Origin of the sequence: Stenotrophomonas sp. Y-13, assembly GCF_046267925.1 — a bacterium.
Taxonomy (GTDB): Bacteria; Pseudomonadota; Gammaproteobacteria; order Xanthomonadales; family Xanthomonadaceae; genus Stenotrophomonas; species Stenotrophomonas acidaminiphila_A.
Genome location: NZ_CP176501.1, coordinates 3397532 through 3414058, shown reverse-complemented (window position 1 = coordinate 3414058; position 16527 = coordinate 3397532). Strand labels below are relative to the sequence as shown.

General features: G+C 70.6%; 15 protein-coding genes. 8 read left to right on the top strand and 7 right to left on the bottom strand.

The features are described 5' to 3' along the window. Positions 1-10: 10 nt before the first annotated feature. Both hemB and ACJ7VY_RS15490 read left to right on the top strand, forming a co-directional pair. Positions 11-1000, top strand: coding sequence for a porphobilinogen synthase (hemB, locus tag ACJ7VY_RS15495; protein ID WP_240212514.1), 990 nt, complete (start codon positions 11-13; stop codon positions 998-1000). Continuing rightward, positions 1000-1302 carry an SHOCT domain-containing protein gene (locus tag ACJ7VY_RS15490; RefSeq protein ID WP_409476000.1) on the top strand — a complete coding sequence of 101 codons (303 nt, stop codon included), beginning with the start codon at positions 1000-1002 and terminating at the stop codon, positions 1300-1302. Before hemB ends, ACJ7VY_RS15490 begins: the two co-directional genes overlap by 1 nt. 759 nt (positions 1303-2061) lie before the next feature. Here ACJ7VY_RS15490 and ACJ7VY_RS15485 read toward each other — a convergent pair. Continuing rightward, on the bottom strand, positions 2062-2943 hold the full coding sequence (locus ACJ7VY_RS15485; protein ID WP_409475999.1) for a TolB family protein: 882 nt from the start codon (positions 2941-2943) through the stop codon (positions 2062-2064). Positions 2944-2996: 53 nt separating this feature from the next. On the opposite strand from ACJ7VY_RS15485, the gene aroE reads away from it, so the two are divergent. The 3 genes from aroE to dinG all read left to right on the top strand — a co-directional run bounded on the left by aroE (position 2997) and on the right by dinG (position 6426). Next, the gene (gene aroE / locus ACJ7VY_RS15480; protein WP_240212511.1) at positions 2997-3845 is read left to right on the top strand and encodes a shikimate dehydrogenase; all 849 of its coding nucleotides are present in this window, start codon (positions 2997-2999) and stop codon (positions 3843-3845) included. 5 nt (positions 3846-3850) lie between these two features. Further along, the gene (locus ACJ7VY_RS15475; RefSeq protein WP_293755699.1) at positions 3851-4198 is read left to right on the top strand and encodes a hypothetical protein; all 348 of its coding nucleotides are present in this window, start codon (positions 3851-3853) and stop codon (positions 4196-4198) included. Positions 4199-4326: 128 nt separating this feature from the next. Then, positions 4327-6426: an ATP-dependent DNA helicase DinG gene (gene dinG, locus ACJ7VY_RS15470; protein ID WP_240212508.1), complete on the top strand. Its 2100-nt coding sequence runs from the start codon at positions 4327-4329 to the stop codon at positions 6424-6426. 63 nt (positions 6427-6489) lie between these two features. Here the strand turns inward: dinG and ACJ7VY_RS15465 are convergent, their stop codons facing one another. The 3 genes from ACJ7VY_RS15465 to ACJ7VY_RS15455 form a co-directional block, all read right to left on the bottom strand. Further along, positions 6490-6753 (bottom strand): hypothetical protein, encoded by a 264-nt coding sequence (locus ACJ7VY_RS15465; protein WP_104939881.1) that lies wholly within the window; start codon positions 6751-6753, stop codon positions 6490-6492. A 63-nt stretch (positions 6754-6816) separates the two neighbouring features. Continuing rightward, positions 6817-7404 (bottom strand): YdeI/OmpD-associated family protein, encoded by a 588-nt coding sequence (locus ACJ7VY_RS15460; RefSeq protein WP_409475998.1) that lies wholly within the window; start codon positions 7402-7404, stop codon positions 6817-6819. 95 nt (positions 7405-7499) lie between these two features. After that, positions 7500-8879, bottom strand: a complete 1380-nt coding sequence (locus tag ACJ7VY_RS15455) for an amino acid permease (RefSeq protein ID WP_313229903.1) — start codon at positions 8877-8879, stop codon at positions 7500-7502. 231 nt (positions 8880-9110) lie between these two features. Here ACJ7VY_RS15455 and ACJ7VY_RS15450 point away from each other — a divergent pair, with 231 nt between their 5' ends. Both ACJ7VY_RS15450 and ACJ7VY_RS15445 read left to right on the top strand, forming a co-directional pair. Further along, a complete protein-coding gene (locus ACJ7VY_RS15450; RefSeq protein WP_409475997.1) occupies positions 9111-10283 on the top strand; it encodes an acyl-CoA dehydrogenase family protein in 1173 nt (390 codons plus the stop codon). A 67-nt stretch (positions 10284-10350) separates the two neighbouring features. After that, entirely contained in the window at positions 10351-11580 is a 1230-nt protein-coding gene (locus ACJ7VY_RS15445) for a CaiB/BaiF CoA-transferase family protein (protein ID WP_313248073.1), read from the top strand. Between the two features lie 18 nt (positions 11581-11598). Here the strand turns inward: ACJ7VY_RS15445 and ACJ7VY_RS15440 are convergent, their stop codons facing one another. The 3 genes from ACJ7VY_RS15440 to ACJ7VY_RS15430 all read right to left on the bottom strand — a co-directional run bounded on the left by ACJ7VY_RS15440 (position 11599) and on the right by ACJ7VY_RS15430 (position 13156). Further along, positions 11599-12066, bottom strand: a complete 468-nt coding sequence (locus ACJ7VY_RS15440) for a hypothetical protein (RefSeq protein WP_313248074.1) — start codon at positions 12064-12066, stop codon at positions 11599-11601. Positions 12067-12154: 88 nt separating this feature from the next. Further along, positions 12155-12634, bottom strand: coding sequence for a tRNA (cytidine(34)-2'-O)-methyltransferase (locus ACJ7VY_RS15435; protein ID WP_104939878.1), 480 nt, complete (start codon positions 12632-12634; stop codon positions 12155-12157). 126 nt (positions 12635-12760) lie between these two features. Then, complete coding sequence (locus tag ACJ7VY_RS15430) at positions 12761-13156, bottom strand: hypothetical protein (protein WP_104939877.1); 396 nt, start codon at positions 13154-13156, stop codon at positions 12761-12763. Between the two features lie 428 nt (positions 13157-13584). Between ACJ7VY_RS15430 and ACJ7VY_RS15425 the strand changes: the two genes are divergently transcribed. Continuing rightward, entirely contained in the window at positions 13585-16443 is a 2859-nt protein-coding gene (locus ACJ7VY_RS15425) for a M16 family metallopeptidase (protein WP_293755716.1), read from the top strand. Positions 16444-16527 lie beyond the last annotated feature (84 nt).

Here is a 16527-nt window from a genome sequence, read left to right as displayed (position 1 = left end):
GAGTCCCACCATGTTCCACCCCCGTTACCGCCCGCGCCGCATGCGCCACGATGCCTTCTCGCGCCGGCTGATGCGCGAGAACACCTTCACCGCCGACGACCTGATCTGGCCGGTGTTCGTGCACGAGCTGGCCGGCCGCGCGCCGGTGGCATCGATGCCGGGCGTGGAGCGCCTGTCCATCGACGAACTGCTGCGCGAGGCCGAGCAGGCGCTGGAACTGGGGGTGCCGGTGATCGACCTGTTCCCGGTGGTCGACCCGTCGTGCAAGTCGCTCGACGCCGCCGAGGCCTGGAACCCCGACGGGTTGGCGCAGCGCGCGGTGCGCGCGCTCAAGCAGCGCTTCCCAGAGCTGGGGGTGATGACCGACGTGGCCCTGGACCCGTTCACCGTGCACGGCCAGGACGGCATCATCGACGCGCGTGGCTACGTGCTCAACGACGTCACCGTCGATGCCCTGGTGAAGCAGTCGCTGTCGCATGCCGAGGCCGGCGTGGACATCGTCTCGCCCTCGGACATGATGGACGGGCGCATCGGCGCGATCCGCCAGGCGCTGGACGACGCCGGCCACATCAACACCCGCATCATGGCCTATTCGGCCAAGTACGCCTCGGCCTTCTACGGCCCGTTCCGCGATGCGCTGGGCAGCGCCGGCAACCTGGGCAAGGCCGACAAGCACACCTACCAGATGGACCCGGCCAACAGCGACGAGGCGCTGCGCGAGATCGCGCTGGACCTGGACGAAGGCGCGGACATGGTGATGGTCAAGCCGGGCATGCCGTACCTGGACGTGGTGTACCGGGTGAAGCAGGAGTTCGGCGTGCCGACCTTCGCCTACCACGTCAGTGGCGAGTACGCGATGCTCAAGGCGGCCGCCGCCAACGGCTGGCTGGACGAACGCCGCTGCGTGATGGAGACCATGATCGGCTTCAAGCGCGCCGGTGCCGACGGCGTGCTGACCTACTACGCGCCGCAGATCGCGCGCTGGCTGCGGGAAGGCTGATGGACGCGCCCGGCATGCAGCCCTGGCAATGGGTGGTGTGGGTGGTCGGGGTGACCGCGTTCGCGGTGGTGATCGGGTTGGTGATCGCCGCGGTTGTCCGCGCCGCGCGGCGACCGCCGGAGCTGCCGTCGGCCGCGCAACGGCTGCAGCGGCAATCACCGCTGCCACCGGAGGTCGAGGCACGGCTGCGCGAACTGGCCGGCCTGCGGCAGGCCGGGCGCATCGGTGAAGTGGAGTACGAGCGGCGGCGCGCCGAAGTGCTTGCCGGCAACCCGGCTCCCGGTAGCGACTCCCAACCGTAGAGGCGGGGCTTGCCGCGCAGGTGGCTTTCCCGGTGAGGCCCGTGCCGGGCGAGCCCGGCACCTACGGGCCTGCTGCCCCAACCCATGCACTCCGCGGATGCGGGGCTTGCTGCGCATGTGGCCTTCCCGGTGAAGCCCGTGCCGGGCGAGCCCGGCACCTACGGGCCTGCTGCCACCGTCCACGCACTCCGTGGATGCGGGGTTTGCCGCGCATGTGGCCTTCCCGGGGAAGCCTGTGCCGGGCAAGCCCGGTACCTACGGGCCTGCTGCCACAACCCATGCATTCCATGGATGCGGGGCTTGTCGCGGATGTGGCCTTCCCGGGGAAGCCCGTGCCGGGCGAGCCCGGCACCTACGGGCCTGTTGCCACCATCCACGCACTCCGTGGATGCGGGGCCCGCCGCGCATGTGGCCGTACCGGTGAAGCCCATGCCGGGCGAGCCCGGCACCTACGGGCCTGCTGCCACCATCCACGCACTCCGTGGATGCGGGGCTTGCCGCGCATGTGGCCTTGCCGGGGAAGCCCGTGCCGGGCGAGCCCGGCACCTACGGGCCTGCTGCCACAACCCATGCATTCCGTGGATGCGGGGCTTGCCGCGCATGTGGCCGTGCCGGTGAGGCCCGTGCCGGGCGAGCCCGGCACCTACGGGCCTGTTGCCCCAATCCATGCACTGCGTAGATGCGGGGCTTGCCCCGCATGAACCTTGACCGTCCTCACCGCCGCACGACGCATGCGCGGTGCCGGGGCGTTGGCTCCCGCTAGCGGCAGTCGCCGCTGCCGTCGCTGGCCGGCGCCCGCATCCGGTACAGGTCGAAGCCGCCGGCACGCGGCGCGCGCGCATGGCCGCTGACCAGCAGTTCGCCCGGGGTACTGGCGTCGACCAGCGCCGCCCGGGTATCGCCCTCGGTGGTGTTGAACGACAGCGCCAGCGGTTGCGCCGCGCTCCACTGTCCCTGGTGGCAGTGCGACAGCTGCAGCTGCGCACGCCCTTCGCCCTCGCCGCGTGCGAACACCACCGCGCGCCCACCGGCCAGCCAAGCGCCGTCCAGTTCGTCGTCGGCACCGTTGAGGCCGGTCATCGGCTGCGGCGCGGCAAACCCGTCGCCGCCACGGTGCGCGCGCCACAGGTCCCAGCCGCCGGCGCCGCCCGCGCGGTCGCTGGCCAGCAGCAGGCTGCCGTCGTGGTCGTGCACGGCCGGCGAGCGTTCGTGGTCGGCGCCATTGATGGCAGCGCCCAGGTTCTGCGCCGGGCCGAAGCCGCCATCGTCGCGCAGCGCCGCGCGGTACAGGTCGAAGCCGCCATGGCCGCCCTTGCGGTTGGAGGCGAAGTACAGCCAGCGGCCGGCGGCATCCAGGAACGGATCGACCTCATCGGCCGCGGTGTCCAGTGGCAGCGGGCGCGGGTCGCTCCAGCGCGCGTCCTGCCAGGTGGCCTGCCACAGGTCCCAGCCGCCTGCGCCACCGTCGCGGTTGCTGGCCCAGACCAGGCGCCGGCCATCGGCCGAGCGCGTGGCGCGCAGCTCGTCGGCACGGGTGGACACCACGCCGATGCCTTCGATGCCGAATTCCGCCAGTGCCGTCACCCGCGGTGCAAAGAGTAGACTCATGGACAGCGCGAGCAGCAGCGATCGGGTCCGCATGGAGGTTCCGCAAGCCAGGGATCGCGCCAGTCTAGGTCATGCAGAGGATCACCATGAGCGTCGCCCGCTACGCCGTCTTTGGCCACCCCATCGCCCATTCGCAGTCGCCGCACATCCACGCCGCCTTCGCCAGGGCGCAGGGGATCGAGATCGATTACCGCGCCATCGATGCCACCGCGCAGGATTTCACCGCGGCGCTGGACGCGTTCGCCGCCGACGGCGGGGTGGGCGCCAACGTGACCCTGCCGCACAAGGAAGCGGCGTTCGCGCTGTGCGCCACCACCACTTCGCGCGCGCAGCGTGCCGGCGCGGTCAACACCCTGCTGCGCAAGGGCGAGCGCTGGCATGGCGACAACACCGACGGCATCGGCCTGGTGCGCGACCTCACCGGCCGCAACGGGCTGGACCTGCGCGGTCGCCGCGTGCTGCTGCTCGGCGCCGGTGGCGCCGCGCGCGGCGTGGCCCCGGCGCTGCTCGACGCCGGCATCCTCGAACTGGTGGTGGCCAACCGCACCCCGGAGCGCGCCGATGCGCTGGTGGACGCGATGAGCGAACCGGGCCGCGTCATCTCGGCCTATTGGGACGCACTGCGCGAGCAGGGCGACTTCGAGCTGATCATCAACGCCACCTCGGCCGGCCGGGGCGAGGGCGCGGCCTTCACCCTGCCGCTGTCGCTGGTCAACAGCCTGACCACCGCGGTCGACCTGAACTACGGCGAGGCGGCGATTCCTTTCCTGGCCTGGGCGCGCGCGGCCGGGTGCCGCAATGAGTTCGACGGCCTGGGCATGCTGGTGGAGCAGGCGGCGGAAAGCTACCAGCAGTGGCACGGGGTGCGCCCGGAGACCGACGCGGTCTACGCCGGGCTGCGCGCACGCGCCGCCACCCTGGTCACCGCGGACTGAGCGGCGTGGACCAGACGCAATTGCTGGGCTCGCTGCTGGTATCGGTGGGCTACCGCCTGCCGGTGATGATCGCGCTGGGCGTGGCGCTGGTCCTGCTGCTGGGGGCGCCGAAGGCGGTGGCGCGCAGCGCCGCGCTGTGGGCGCTGGCGATCCTGATGGCGAGCACGCTGTTCGGCGCGGTGCTGGCGGTGTTGCCGCTGCTGCTGATCGCCGCGGGCAACTTCGATGGCATCGCCGCGCTCAATACCGCGCTGGGCGTCGGCCACTTCGCGGTGTCGCTGCTGGAAGCCGGCGGCTTCGTGCTGTTGGCCTGGGCGCTGGCCAGGGCCCTGCGCGGGCCGGCGAAAGCTTGAGCCGCGACGCATGGCCGCGAACCCGTGCCGGGCAAGCCTCCGTGCCGGGCAAGCCCGGCACCTACGGGGCATGTGCCGCGCCGGTATGGGAAAATGCCGGGCATGAAGGTAGCAGGCGGCAGGTCGGCGTGACGGAGAAAGTGGAAGCGCCGCGTGCGTTGACCGAGGAAGTGAAGACGGCCATCCGCGACGCCTACGCGAAGCTGCAGGCCAACACGCCCGGATTCAGCACGCGGCGCTCGCAGAGCCAGATGATCGGCGTGGTCTCGCGCGCGCTGGCCAGCGGTGGCGTGGGCGTGGTCGAGGCGCCGACCGGGGTCGGCAAGAGCCTGGGCTACCTGACCGCCGGCGTGCCCATCGCGCTGGCCTCGAAGAAGAAGCTGGTGATCAGCACCGGCACGGTGGCGCTGCAGTCGCAGCTGGTCGAGCGCGACATTCCCAGTTTCCTCAAGGCCACCGGCCTGCAGGCCACGGTGGCGCTGGCCAAGGGCCGCACCCGCTACCTGTGCACGCGCAATGCCGCCGAAGCGCAGGGCGAGGGCGCGCAGGAGGGCATGTTCGGCGACGAAGTGCTGCTCTACGAGCGGCCGCTGGCGCCGATCGAGATGGACGTGGCCGGTCGGCTGGTGCGGGCCTTCAGCGAAGGCCGCTGGAACGGCGACCTGGACAATGCACCGGAAGCGGTCACGCCCGGCCTGCGCCTGCGCATCACCACCCCGGCCTCGGGCTGCGCCGGGCGCCGCTGCGCCTATTCGACCCAGTGCCCGGTGCTGCGCGCGCGCAACGAGGTGCGCGAGGCGCAGATCGTGGTGACCAACCACGCGCTGCTGCTGTCGGCGCTGTCCATCGGCGAATCGGACAACGGCCAGCCGCTGATCGCCGCGCCCGCCGACATGCTGCTGGTGCTGGACGAAGGCCACCACATCGGCAACGTCGCCATCGACCAGGGCGCGGCCAGCCTGCCGCTGGATGACATGGCGCGGCGCACCGGGCGCCTGCAGATCATCATCGCCGGCGCCTACCGCGCGGTGGACAAGGACAGGATCGGCAACCTGCTGCCGAACGAGGCGATCGACGCCGCGGCGCGCGTGGCCAAGCTGCTCAAGGCGTTCGCCGACGGCATCGCGCAGGTGTGGACGCCGGCGCCGGACGAACGCGAGCCGCTGTGGCGCGCCGCCAACGGCCGCCTGCCGGAGGCCTGGCGGCAGCCGGTCGAGGAACTGGCCGACGAGACCCGCACCCTGCTCAACTGGGCCACGGCCGCGGCCGCGCAGGTGGCCAAGGGCAAGCCCGAGGACGCCGCCCACGAGCGCCTGCAGCGCAGCCTGGGCATGGCACTGGAGATGATCCAGCAGCAGTACGACCTGTGGGCCGGCTGGCGCCGCGAGGACAAGGAAGGCCAGCCGCCGATGGCGCGCTGGATCACCCTGACCCGCGACGGCGAGCATGTGCTGCACTGCTCGCCGGTGTCGGCGGCGATGGTGCTGCGCAAGCTGTTGTGGGACGAAGTGGATTCGGTGGTGATGACCTCGGCCACGCTCACCGGCGGCGGCGATTTCCAGGCGCTGGCCATCGACAACGGTATTCCCGCCGAGGCGGAAATGGTGTCGCTGGCCTCGCCGTTCGACCTGCCCAACCAGGCGCAGCTGGTGGTGCCGCCGTTCCCGGTGACGCCGGACGACCGCGAGCGCCACCCGAAGGAAGTGGCGAAGTACCTGGCCGCCGAGCTGGACTGGGACAAGGGCAGCATCGTGCTGTTCACTTCGCGCTGGAAGATGGAGAAGGTGGCCGAGCTGATGCCGGCCACGCTGCGCCGGAAGGTGCTGGTGCAGGGCGAAGGCGCCAAGCAGAAGATGATCGACGAGCACCTGCGCCGCACCGCCGCCGGCGAGGGCTCGGTGCTGTTCGGGCTCAATTCGTTCGGCGAGGGCCTGGACCTGCCGGGCGAGGCCTGTACCACGGTGGTCATCACCCAGGTGCCGTTCGCGGTGCCGACCGATCCGCAGACCTCGACGTTGAGCGAATGGTTCGAGAGCCGCGGGTTGAATTCCTTCAACCTGATCGCGATCCCGCATGCGCTGCGCACGCTGACCCAGTTCGCCGGGCGCCTGATCCGCACCTCCACCGATACCGGGCGCGTGGTCATCCTCGATTCGCGGCTGCTCACGCGCCGCTACGGCAAGCGCATCATCGACGCGCTGCCGCCGTTCAGGCGGGTGATCGGCTGACGCCGCCGGCCGCGTGCCGGCGCCGCTTCGGCGGCACCGGCGCGGCGCCGCGAAGGGCGTGCTTCATTCCTCGCGCTTGTTCAGCGCCGAGGTCACTGCCGCGGCGTCCTCGCGCGACAGGAACAGGTATTCCAGCTCGCAGCCGCCGAACCTGTCCTCCAGCTCCTGCATGCGCACCGGGTGGCTGCCGAACCGGTAGTGCTGGCTGTCGTTGTCGGTGTCCTGGACCAGGTAGACGCCGAAGGAAGGGGGATTGGTGAGGGTGCCTTCCAGCTTGACGGATGACGGGTCTATGGCGCGCTGGATGAGGTCTTCGAGGTCGGTCATGGCGTTGCGTGGGGAGTCGTGTCGTACTTTCGGGGGCAAGTGGAATCGTTGGCGGGGCCGGCGTCAATGCCTTTCGTGTTTCCAGTGGCGGCGCTTGCCCTGGGCCAGCCATTCGATGGCCTGGGCGATGCGCTGCTGGCGGGTGGTTTCGCGCCTGGCCTGGCCGATCCATTCCAGGTAATCGCGGCGGGCGCCGGGCGCGAAGCCGTCGAACGTGGCCCCGGCCTGTGGCGCCGCGGCCAGCGCCTGGGCGAACGCCGGCAGCATGGGTAGCGGCGGCCGCGGCGCGCGCTTGAGGACGGGCGCGCCGCCCTCGATGCGCTGCATGGCCTGGTGTAGCTGGGCGGCGAACCCGCGCCTGGCGGGCAGGTCGGCCACCGAGCGCAGCCGCCCGTACTGGCCCATGCCCCCGCCGGCGCCGCTGTCCCCGGCGTCCCGCGCCCACAGGTTCAGCGCGGCGTGCGCCTTGAACGCGGCCATTCCGCACAGCAACCGGCCACGGTGCAGGAAGGCCGGCATGCCCCATCTGATGGCTTCTTCCACCCCGGGGCAGGCCGCGTGCACGCGCTGGCGGATCTCATGCAGGATCGGCTGCGCGAAGGCGGCGGCGCGGGCGATGTAGGCGTCGACACGGGGATCGGGCGTGGGCATGGCGCGGGTCTCGGATGGGCGGAGCCTGCCGCCCCCCGCGCGCCAATACAAGCCTGGCCTGGACGGGCCCGGTTTGCGCGGGCCCGGTGGCGTCGTCAGCCGCCGCGGAAGCGCCGCGCCAGCGCGTTGAACACGGCGATGGCGGCGGTCAGGGCGGCCATCGACAGGAACTGCAGGCGGGTCTCGGGCGCCGACAGCAGCAGCGCGAAGATCAGCACCAGGATCGCCAGCGCCAGTACCGTCAGGTAGGGGAAGCCGGCCATGCGGAACGGCAGCGGCGTGCCCAGGCGCTCGGCGCGGCGCCGCAGCACCAACTGCGAGACCAGGGTGATGGTCCACACCAGCAGGCAGGTCGAACCGACCACGTTCAGCAGCACCGGCAGCACCCGGTCCGGATACAGCAGCTCCAGCACGGTGGCGGCGAAGCCGAACAGCACGCTGGCCAGCACCGCCAGCACCGGGACCTGGCGGCGGCTGACCCGGGCCAGCCCGCGTGGCCCCTCGCCGCGCGCCGCCAGCGAATGGATCATGCGCGAGGCGCCGTAGAGATTGGCGTTGAGCGCCGACAGCAGCGCGATCACCGCGATCAGGGTGATGGCGGTGGCCGCGCCGGGGATGTTGGCGACCTGCAGCACCGCCGCGAACGGCGACTTCAGCGATTCGCTGGTCCACGGCACCACCGCGATGATCACCCCGATCGAGCCGATGTAGAACACCAGGATGCGCCAGGCTACGGTGCGGATCGCGCGCGCCAGGCTGCGTTCCGGGTCCTGGGTCTCGGCCGCGGCGACGGCCACGATCTCGGTGCCGCCGAAGGCGAACACCACCACCAGCAGTGCCGCGCCGATGCCGGCCAGGCCATTGGGCGCGAAGCCGCCGTGCCCGAACAGGTTGGACAGGCCGGGCGAGGGCACGCCGGGCAGCAGCCCGCACAGCAGCGCGATGCCGATCACGATGAAGGCGACGATCGCGGCGACCTTGAGGATGGCGAACCAGAACTCGAACTCGCCGTAGTTGCGCACGCCCATCAGGTTGATGACGGTGAAGGCCACCATGAACGCCAGCGAGGTCAGCGGCACCGACAGCTGCGGCCACAGCGTGGCCAGCAGGCCGGCGGCGCCGACCGACTCGGCCGCGATCACGATCACCAGCTGCACCCACCACAGCCAGCCGATGGTGGCGCCGGCGGTGGCGCCCAGCGCATCGGCGGCATACACCGAGAACGCGCCGCTGGCCGGGCGCGCCGCGGCCATTTCGCCCATGGCGTGCATCATGATGATCACCAGCGTGCCGGCGACCAGGTAGGACAGCAGCACCGCCGGGCCGGCGGCGTGGATGCCCACCCCCGAGCCCAGGAACAGGCCGGCGCCGATCGCGCTGCCCAGGCCCATCATGATCAGCTGGCGCGGTTTGAGCGCGCGTTCCAGTTTCTGCGACGGCGGAGCCGGGGCGGCGACGGACGGGTTGGCGGGCATCGGCGGGCTTCGGAGGGCGGAAAGGGCGACACCATACCGCGTCGGCCGCGTGCCGTGCCTGTTCCGTTGGTTGGGCCGGCCCGCGCCCGGCGGGGGGGTATGGAGGCCGTTGCCGGGCCGCCGGTGGCGGCCAGCCCCGGGGCCACGTGCGCTCGCAGCGACTTTCCCCGTGCGGATGGACTACCTTATTCATCCACCTTCCCGGCCGTGATGGCACTTTCCGAGACAGCAATGACTTTGAAGACCCTCAACCCCTTCGACCTGTTCGATGTGCGTTCGCTGCTGAGCGAGGAAGAGCGCGCCGTGCAGGACTCCGTTGCCCGCTTCACCGACGAACGCGTGCTGCCGATCATCGGCGACTGTTTCGACCAGGGCCGCTTCCCCGACGAGTTGATCCCCGAGATCGCCGAGATGGGCCTGCTGGGCAGCACCCTGCCGGAGCAGTACGGCGGCGCCGGACTCAATGGCGTCAGCTACGGCCTGATCTGCCAGGAGCTGGAGCGCGGCGATTCCGGCCTGCGCAGCTTCGTCTCGGTGCAGAGCTCGCTGTGCATGTACCCGATCTACGCCTACGGCTCGGAAGAGCAGCGCATGCGCTGGCTGCCGGACATGGCACGCGGCAAGGTCATCGGCTGCTTCGGCCTGACCGAGGCGCATGGCGGCTCGGACCCGGCCAGCATGAAGACCCGCGCGGTCAAGGACGGCGGTGACTGGATCATCAACGGCTCCAAGATGTGGATCACCAACGGCTCGGTGGCCGATATCGCCATCGTCTGGGCCAACACCGACGAGGGCGTGCAGGGCTTCGTGATCGAGAAGGGCACCCCGGGCTTCACCGCGCAGGAGATCAAGCACAAGATGAGCCTGCGCGCCTCGGTGACCGGCGCGCTGTTCTTCGACAACGTGCGCGTACCCGACGCCAACCGGCTGCCCAACGTCAAAGGGCTGAAAGGCCCGCTGGGCTGCCTGACCCAGGCCCGCTACGGCATCACCTGGGGCCCGCTCGGCGCGGCCATCGCCTGCCTGGACGAAGTGCTGGCCTACACCAAGGAGCGCATCCTGTTCGGGCGTCCGGTGGCGGCCACCCAGAGCGCGCAGATCAAGATGGCCGACATGGCCCGGCGCATCACCGCCGGCCAGCTGCTGGTGCTGCAGCTGGGCCGCCTGAAGGATGCCGGGGAAATGCAGCCGCAGCAGGTGTCGCTGGCCAAGTGGAACAACTGCCGCCTGGCCATCGACATCGCCCGCGAGTGCCGCGACCTGCTGGGCGGTGCCGGCATCACCACCGAGCACGCGGCCATCCGCCATGCGCTGAACCTGGAGTCGGTGATCACCTATGAAGGCACCGAAACCGTGCACCAGCTGGTGGTCGGCCGCGAACTGACCGGCATCAACGCGTTCTGAGCGGTATCGCGACGAACGCTGGACGCCCCGGAAGCCGCGCTTCCGGGGCGCAATGGGGAACACCGCGATGAACCTGCTCGACGGCGTGCGCGTGCTCGACCTGTCGCGCATCCTGGCCGGGCCGTGGGCCACCCAGGTGCTGGCCGATTTCGGCGCCGACGTGATCAAGGTCGAGCGCCCGGGCGTGGGCGACGACACCCGTGGCTGGGGGCCGCCGTTCCTCAGGGACGCCGCGGGCAATGACACCGCCGAGTCGGCGTACTACCTGTGCGCCAACCGCGGCAAGCGTTCGGTCGCCATCGACTTCACCCAGCCGCAGGGGCAGGCGCTGATCCGCGCGCTGGCCGCGCGCTGCCAGGTACTGGTGGAAAACTACAAGGTCGGCGGGCTGGCGAAGTACGGGCTGGACTACGCCAGCCTGCGCGCGCTCAACCCGGCGCTGGTGTACTGCTCGATCACCGGTTACGGCCAGGACGGGCCTTACGCGCGGCGCGCCGGCTACGACGCCGCCATCCAGGCCATCGGCGGATTGATGAGCGTGACCGGTGAACCCGACGACGCGCCCGGCGGTGGCCCGCAGAAGGTGGGCGTGGCCGCGACCGACCTGATGACCGGCATGTACGCGGCCACCGCGATCCTGGCGGCGCTGCGCCATGCCGAACGCACCGGCCAGGGCCAGCAGATCGACCTGGCGCTGCTGGACACGCAGGTAGCGTGGCTGGCCAACCAGGCGTCCAACTGGCTGGTCGGTGGCCAGGTGCCGGGCCGCCAGGGCACCGCGCATCCGAACATCGTGCCGTACCAGGTGATGCCGGCGGCCGATGGCCATTTCATGTTGGCGGTGGGCAACGACGCGCAGTTCGCGCGCCTGTGCGCGGTGATCGGCACCCCGGAGCTGGCCGCCGATGCCCGCTATGCGACCAACAGCGGGCGGGTGGCGCATCGCGCCGCACTGGTGCCGCTGCTGCAGCAGCGGCTGCGCACGCGCAGCGCCGGCGAATGGCTGCAGGAGCTGGAACGGGCGCAGGTGCCGGCCAGCCCGGTCAATCGCATCGACCAGGTCTTCGACGATCCACAGGTCCGCGCGCGCGGACTGCGCATCGACCTGCCGCATGCGGCGGGCGGCAGCGTGCCGGGGGTACGCAACCCGGTGCGGTTCTCGGCTACGCCACTGCAGTACCGGCAGGCCGCCCCGGTGCTGGGGCAGCACACCGCGCAGGTGCTCGAAGAGGTGCTGTCGCTCGATGCCGGCCGCCTGCGGGCGTTGCAGGCGGTGGGCGTGCTGGGCGGCGGGTGAGTCCGCCGCCACCGGGGGTCAGGGAATTATTTCCGGCCGGCTGATGCCGGTCTTGCGCATGACGTCCATGCTGCGCTCGCGCGCCGCGGCGCGTTCGGCGACCGTCATGCAGATGGTCTGCGGGCGATTGCTGCCGGTTGGCATTTCCCGGCGGCACACCAGGCGGCTGTCCGCCCTGGCCTTGGCAAGCAGGGTGTTGACCAGTTCCTGGTCGTTGACCACGTCCGCCTGCGCGGCCGGATGCAGGCCGGACAGGACGCCGTCGCTGCCCAGCTTTTCCTGGATGCGCGACAGCGCATTGACCACCTGCGCATGGTCGGCCGGTTTCAGTTCGCTGTAGATCTTGTGCCCGGCCAGCTCGGCCTGGATGCGCTCGATCTGCGCGGCCGTGGGCCGGGTGGTGTCGATGACCGGGTTCGCCGAGGCGCGGAGCGGGCCCAGGGCCACCAGGCCGATCAGCCCGATGGCAATTGCGATGCGCTGCATTGATCCTTCCATTGATTGGCGCATGGGTATGCGGGACCGGCGAGCATACCGGAGCGGCGCCGCCTTTCGTCGTTGCCGGGCGCTGCGGTTACTGGCCGCCGGCGAAACCGTGCTGGCGCCAGGCCTCGAACACCACCACGGCGACCGAGTTGGACAGGTTGAGGCTGCGGTTGTCCGGCTGCATCGGCAGGCGCAGGCGATGGCCGGCGGGCAGGGCGTCGAGCAGTGCCTGTGGCAGGCCGCGCGTTTCCGGGCCGAACAGGAAGGCGTCGCCGTCGGCAAAGCGCACCGTGTCGTAGCGCACGCTGGCGCGGGTACTCATGGCGAACAGGCGGCTGGGCGCGATCCGCGCCAGCGCGGTGTCCAGGTCCGGATGGACCTGCAGGCGCGCGTATTCGTGGTAATCCAGGCCGGCCCGCTTGAGCTGCCTGTCGCTGAGGTCGAAGCCGAGCGGTTCGATCAGGTGGAGCCGCGCGCCGGTGTTGGCGCAGAGCCGGATCACGTTGCCGGTATTGGGCGGGATCTCGGGCTGGTACAGCAGTACATGGAAAACGGGGGCGACGGTCATCGGCGCAGTTTACGCCGTGGCAATCCGGCTAGGACCTGTCCGCGCCGCTGCAGCCTGCCGCGGGCGAAGCGGTGCCGCGTGCCGGGTACCGCCGTGGCACGGACAGGTCCGGATCGCGATGACGACTCACTTGGCGACCATCCCGTTGGCGACCTGGCCCAGGGTATCGCTGGCCAGCTCGGTAGCCAGCGCCTTGACCTGCTGGGCGTCCGGGCGGACGGTGATGGCCGGCAGCGAGACCATCCACTGGCCGATGCTGGCGCCGATCGCCACCGGGGTGTGTGCGGCCAGCTGGGCGGCGGCCTGCTCGGCGGCCAGTTCGACGATCTGGCCGGCGGTCGGGCGCACCTGCACCGACGACAGGGTCGGGATGGCGCTGGAACGTTCGTGCTCGGCCTGGGCCAGCTGGTCGGCGGACGGACGCACCTGCACGGTTTCCAGGGTGACGATGTTGGAGGCATGCGCGGAGGTGGCGAAGCCGGCGGCAAGCGCGAAGGCGATGGCGATGGATTTGGTGTTCATGGCGGGCCTGTTTGGTGTGTGTGAGCGGTGGTGTGGTAGTAAGGTAGTACACCAAATCTCGGGGCGCAAGCGATTTTTTGCTTTCCGTCGATTTGTTCAGCGTCCAGTCATGTCTTGTTTGATCTGGCTGCGCTGCAGGTAACCCTGAAGCAGGATGCGTGCCACATTTATCCTGTTGATTCCTATGTGTTTTATCTCGATGCGCGGTGTCCGCTGTCCGGACGGTGGCGCCGGTGACCGGCGTCCGCGGACATCCGCGCGGCCGTGAATGCCGCAGCGGTCATGACCCACGCAGGCCGCGCGGATGGGAGACGCGGCGCGACAGGACCGCCCCCGTGCCGATCACCCCCCATGACCCATGGCGTATGCGGCCGGCCGGCCCGGGCGGTTAGGATCGGCGTTCATATTCATTGCTCAAGGAAAGTGGGATGAACGCAGCAACACCCCGGACCGCGCTTCTCGCCACCGCGCTCGGCCTTGCCCTGGGCGGATTCGCCGGCCTGCCCCTGCCGGCCGCCGCCAAGGCACCCGCCCCGGCCACGGCCGTGGACATCCCGTTCGAGGAGTTCACCCTGCCCAACGGCCTGCGCGTGGTGGTGCACACCGACCGCAAGGCGCCGATCGTGGCGGTCAACATCTGGTACCACGTCGGCGCCAAGGACGAGCCGTCCGGCCGCACCGGTTTCGCCCACCTGTTCGAGCACCTGATGTTCCAGGGCAGCGAGAACCACCACGGCGAGTTCTTCGAGCCCTTCAAGCAGGTCGGCGCCACCGACCAGAACGGCACCACCAACACCGACCGCACCAATTACTTCCAGAACGTGCCCACCACCGCCCTGGACATGGCGCTGTGGATGGAGTCCGACCGCATGGGCCACCTGCTCGGCGCGATCGACCAGGCCGCGCTCGACGAGCAGCGCGGCGTGGTGCAGAACGAGAAGCGCCAGGGCGAGAACCAGCCCTATGGCCAGGTGTGGGACAAGCTGACCCGCGCGCTGTACCCGGCCGGCCATCCGTACCACCACGGCGTGATCGGTTCGATGAACGACCTCAACGCCGCCTCGCTGGAAGACGTCAAGACCTGGTTCCGCACCTGGTACGGCCCGAACAACGCGGTGCTGGTGTTGGCCGGCGACATCGACGTGGCCACCGCCAAGGAAAAGGTCGCCCGTTACTTCGGCGACATCCCGGCCGGCCCGACCATGGCCCAGCCGAAGGTGGACGTGGCCAAGCGCGCCGCCTCCACCCGCGAGGTGATGACCGACAAGGTGCCGCAGGCACGCATCTACCGCGCCTGGAACGTGGCCCAGGTCGGCACCACCGACATCGACCAGCTGCAGCTGTTCGCGCAGGTGCTGGGCGGTGCCAAGTCCTCGCGCCTGGACCAGCGGCTGCTGCACCAGGACAAGCTGGTGGACAACATCGGCACCATGGTCGGCCCGTCGCAGCTGGGCTCGAACTTCATCATCATGGCCACGGTCAAGCAGGGCGTGGACCCGGCCAAGGTCGAAGCGGTCATCGACGAGGAACTGAAGCGGCTGGTGGCCGAAGGCCCCAGCGCCGAGGAGCTGGCGCGCGCCAAGACCGCGTTCCGTGCCGGCTTCATCCGCGGCATCGAGCGCATCGGCGGCTTCGGCGGCAAGGCCGATGCGCTGGCCGAGTGCGCCGTGTACGAGGGCGACCCGGGTTGCTTCCGCGCCTCGCTGTCCAACATCCAGAACGCCAGCGTCGCCGACCTCAAGGCGGTCGGTGCCAAGTGGCTGGGGGTGGGCGACCACACCCTGGTGGTCGAGCCGGGCGAGCGCGTGGCGCTGGCCGAGCTGCCCTCGGGCAAGCCCGCGCCGTTCAACGTGCCGGCGGTCGACCCCAAGTACCGCGTGCTGCCCTCGCAGGTGGACCGCAGCGCCGGCGTGCCGCAGACCGCGACCTTCCCGGAGCTGAAGTTCCCGCAGCTGCAGCGTGCCACGCTGAAGAACGGCACGCGGGTGGTGCTGGCCGAACGCCATGACATCCCGGTGGTGCAGTTCAGCTACGAGTTCCCGGGCGGATTCACCGCCGACCAGGGCCGCAAGCCGGGCACCGCCAACTTCACCATGGGCATGCTCGACGAAGGCGCCGGCAAGCTCGGCTCGCTGGCCTTCGCCGATGCCGCCGACGCGCTGGGTGCGCGCATCGGCGCCGGCGCCTCGCTCGACGGCGCCAATGTCTACCTGTCGGCGCTGAAGGAGAACCTGGCGCCGTCGCTGGCGCTGTATGCCGACGCGCTGCGCGCGCCGCGCTTCGACCAGAGCGAGATCGACCGCATCAAGGCCACCTGGATCGCCGGCATCAAGCAGGAGAAGGTCAACCCGAACGCGGTGGCGATGCGGGTGTTGCCGCCGCTGCTGTACGGCAAGGGCCATCCGTACGCCATCCCGTTCACCGGCAGCGGCGACGAGGCGGCGATCCAGGCGCTGGGCCGCGACGACCTGCTGTCCTTCCACAAGGACTGGGTGCGCCCGGAGAACGCCACCCTGGTCGTGGTCGGCGACACTACGCTGAAGGAGATCGTGCCGCTGCTGGACCGCCAGCTCGGCGACTGGAAGGGCGAGGGCCCGGCGCCCAAGGTGGCCGCACCGGCTGCGGTCGCGCGCCCGGACAAGGCCCGCGTGTACCTGATCGACCAGCCCGGCGCGGTGCAGGCCAACCTGTTCGCCGGCCAGGTGGTGCCCTCCACCATGGACGCCGGCGCGACCCGTTTCGACATCGCCAACGGCGTGCTGGGCGGCGACTTCACCTCGCGCCTGAACATGAACCTGCGCGAGGACAAGCACTGGTCCTACGGTGCCCGTTCCAGCGCCAGCGGCGCGCTGGGGCAGCGGCCGTGGATGGCGGTGGCGCCGGTGCAGATCGACAAGACCGGCGACGCGATGAAGGAAATGCAGGCCGAGATCAGCCAGTTCGCCAGCGGCCAGCGGCCGCCGACGACGGACGAAGTCGCCCGCATCCGCAACATCCAGACGCTGAGCCTGCCGGGCGCCTACGAGACCGCCTCGGCGGTGATGAACACCATCGGCGGCATCGTGCGCTACCAGCGCCCGGACGACTACGTGTTCAAGCGCAAGGCCGAGATCGAGGCGATGACCCCGGCGCAGGTGGCCGAAGCGGCGCGGACGCTGGACCCGGCGCGGCTGACCTGGGTGGTGGTGGGCGACCTCAAGCAGACCGAGGCACCGGTGCGTGCGTTGGGCCTGGGCGAGGTGACCGTGATCGACAGCGACGGCAACCCGGTGCCGGCCGCCAAGTGATGCAGCACCATCGCGGCCCGCTCCCCCGGGAGCGGGCCGCGGATCATCACCGATTCATCCATGCCCGGCACAATCCGTTCCGAT

What these genes read in the sequence shown, in the direction of transcription:
- ACJ7VY_RS15440 (WP_313248074.1), bottom strand. Translation starts at nt 12,066, where the DNA reads ATGCAGCGCATCGCAATTGCCATCGGGCTGATCGGCCTGGTGGCCCTG.
- aroE (WP_240212511.1), top strand. Translation starts at nt 2,997, where the DNA reads ATGAGCGTCGCCCGCTACGCCGTCTTTGGCCACCCCATCGCCCATTCG.
- ACJ7VY_RS15490 (WP_409476000.1), top strand. Translation starts at nt 1,000, where the DNA reads ATGGACGCGCCCGGCATGCAGCCCTGGCAATGGGTGGTGTGGGTGGTC.
- ACJ7VY_RS15455 (WP_313229903.1), bottom strand. Translation starts at nt 8,879, where the DNA reads ATGCCCGCCAACCCGTCCGTCGCCGCCCCGGCTCCGCCGTCGCAGAAA.
- ACJ7VY_RS15465 (WP_104939881.1), bottom strand. Translation starts at nt 6,753, where the DNA reads ATGACCGACCTCGAAGACCTCATCCAGCGCGCCATAGACCCGTCATCC.
- ACJ7VY_RS15460 (WP_409475998.1), bottom strand. Translation starts at nt 7,404, where the DNA reads ATGCCCACGCCCGATCCCCGTGTCGACGCCTACATCGCCCGCGCCGCC.
- ACJ7VY_RS15425 (WP_293755716.1), top strand. Translation starts at nt 13,585, where the DNA reads ATGAACGCAGCAACACCCCGGACCGCGCTTCTCGCCACCGCGCTCGGC.
- ACJ7VY_RS15450 (WP_409475997.1), top strand. Translation starts at nt 9,111, where the DNA reads ATGACTTTGAAGACCCTCAACCCCTTCGACCTGTTCGATGTGCGTTCG.
- ACJ7VY_RS15435 (WP_104939878.1), bottom strand. Translation starts at nt 12,634, where the DNA reads ATGACCGTCGCCCCCGTTTTCCATGTACTGCTGTACCAGCCCGAGATC.
- ACJ7VY_RS15485 (WP_409475999.1), bottom strand. Translation starts at nt 2,943, where the DNA reads ATGCGGACCCGATCGCTGCTGCTCGCGCTGTCCATGAGTCTACTCTTT.
- hemB (WP_240212514.1), top strand. Translation starts at nt 11, where the DNA reads ATGTTCCACCCCCGTTACCGCCCGCGCCGCATGCGCCACGATGCCTTC.
- ACJ7VY_RS15445 (WP_313248073.1), top strand. Translation starts at nt 10,351, where the DNA reads ATGAACCTGCTCGACGGCGTGCGCGTGCTCGACCTGTCGCGCATCCTG.
- ACJ7VY_RS15430 (WP_104939877.1), bottom strand. Translation starts at nt 13,156, where the DNA reads ATGAACACCAAATCCATCGCCATCGCCTTCGCGCTTGCCGCCGGCTTC.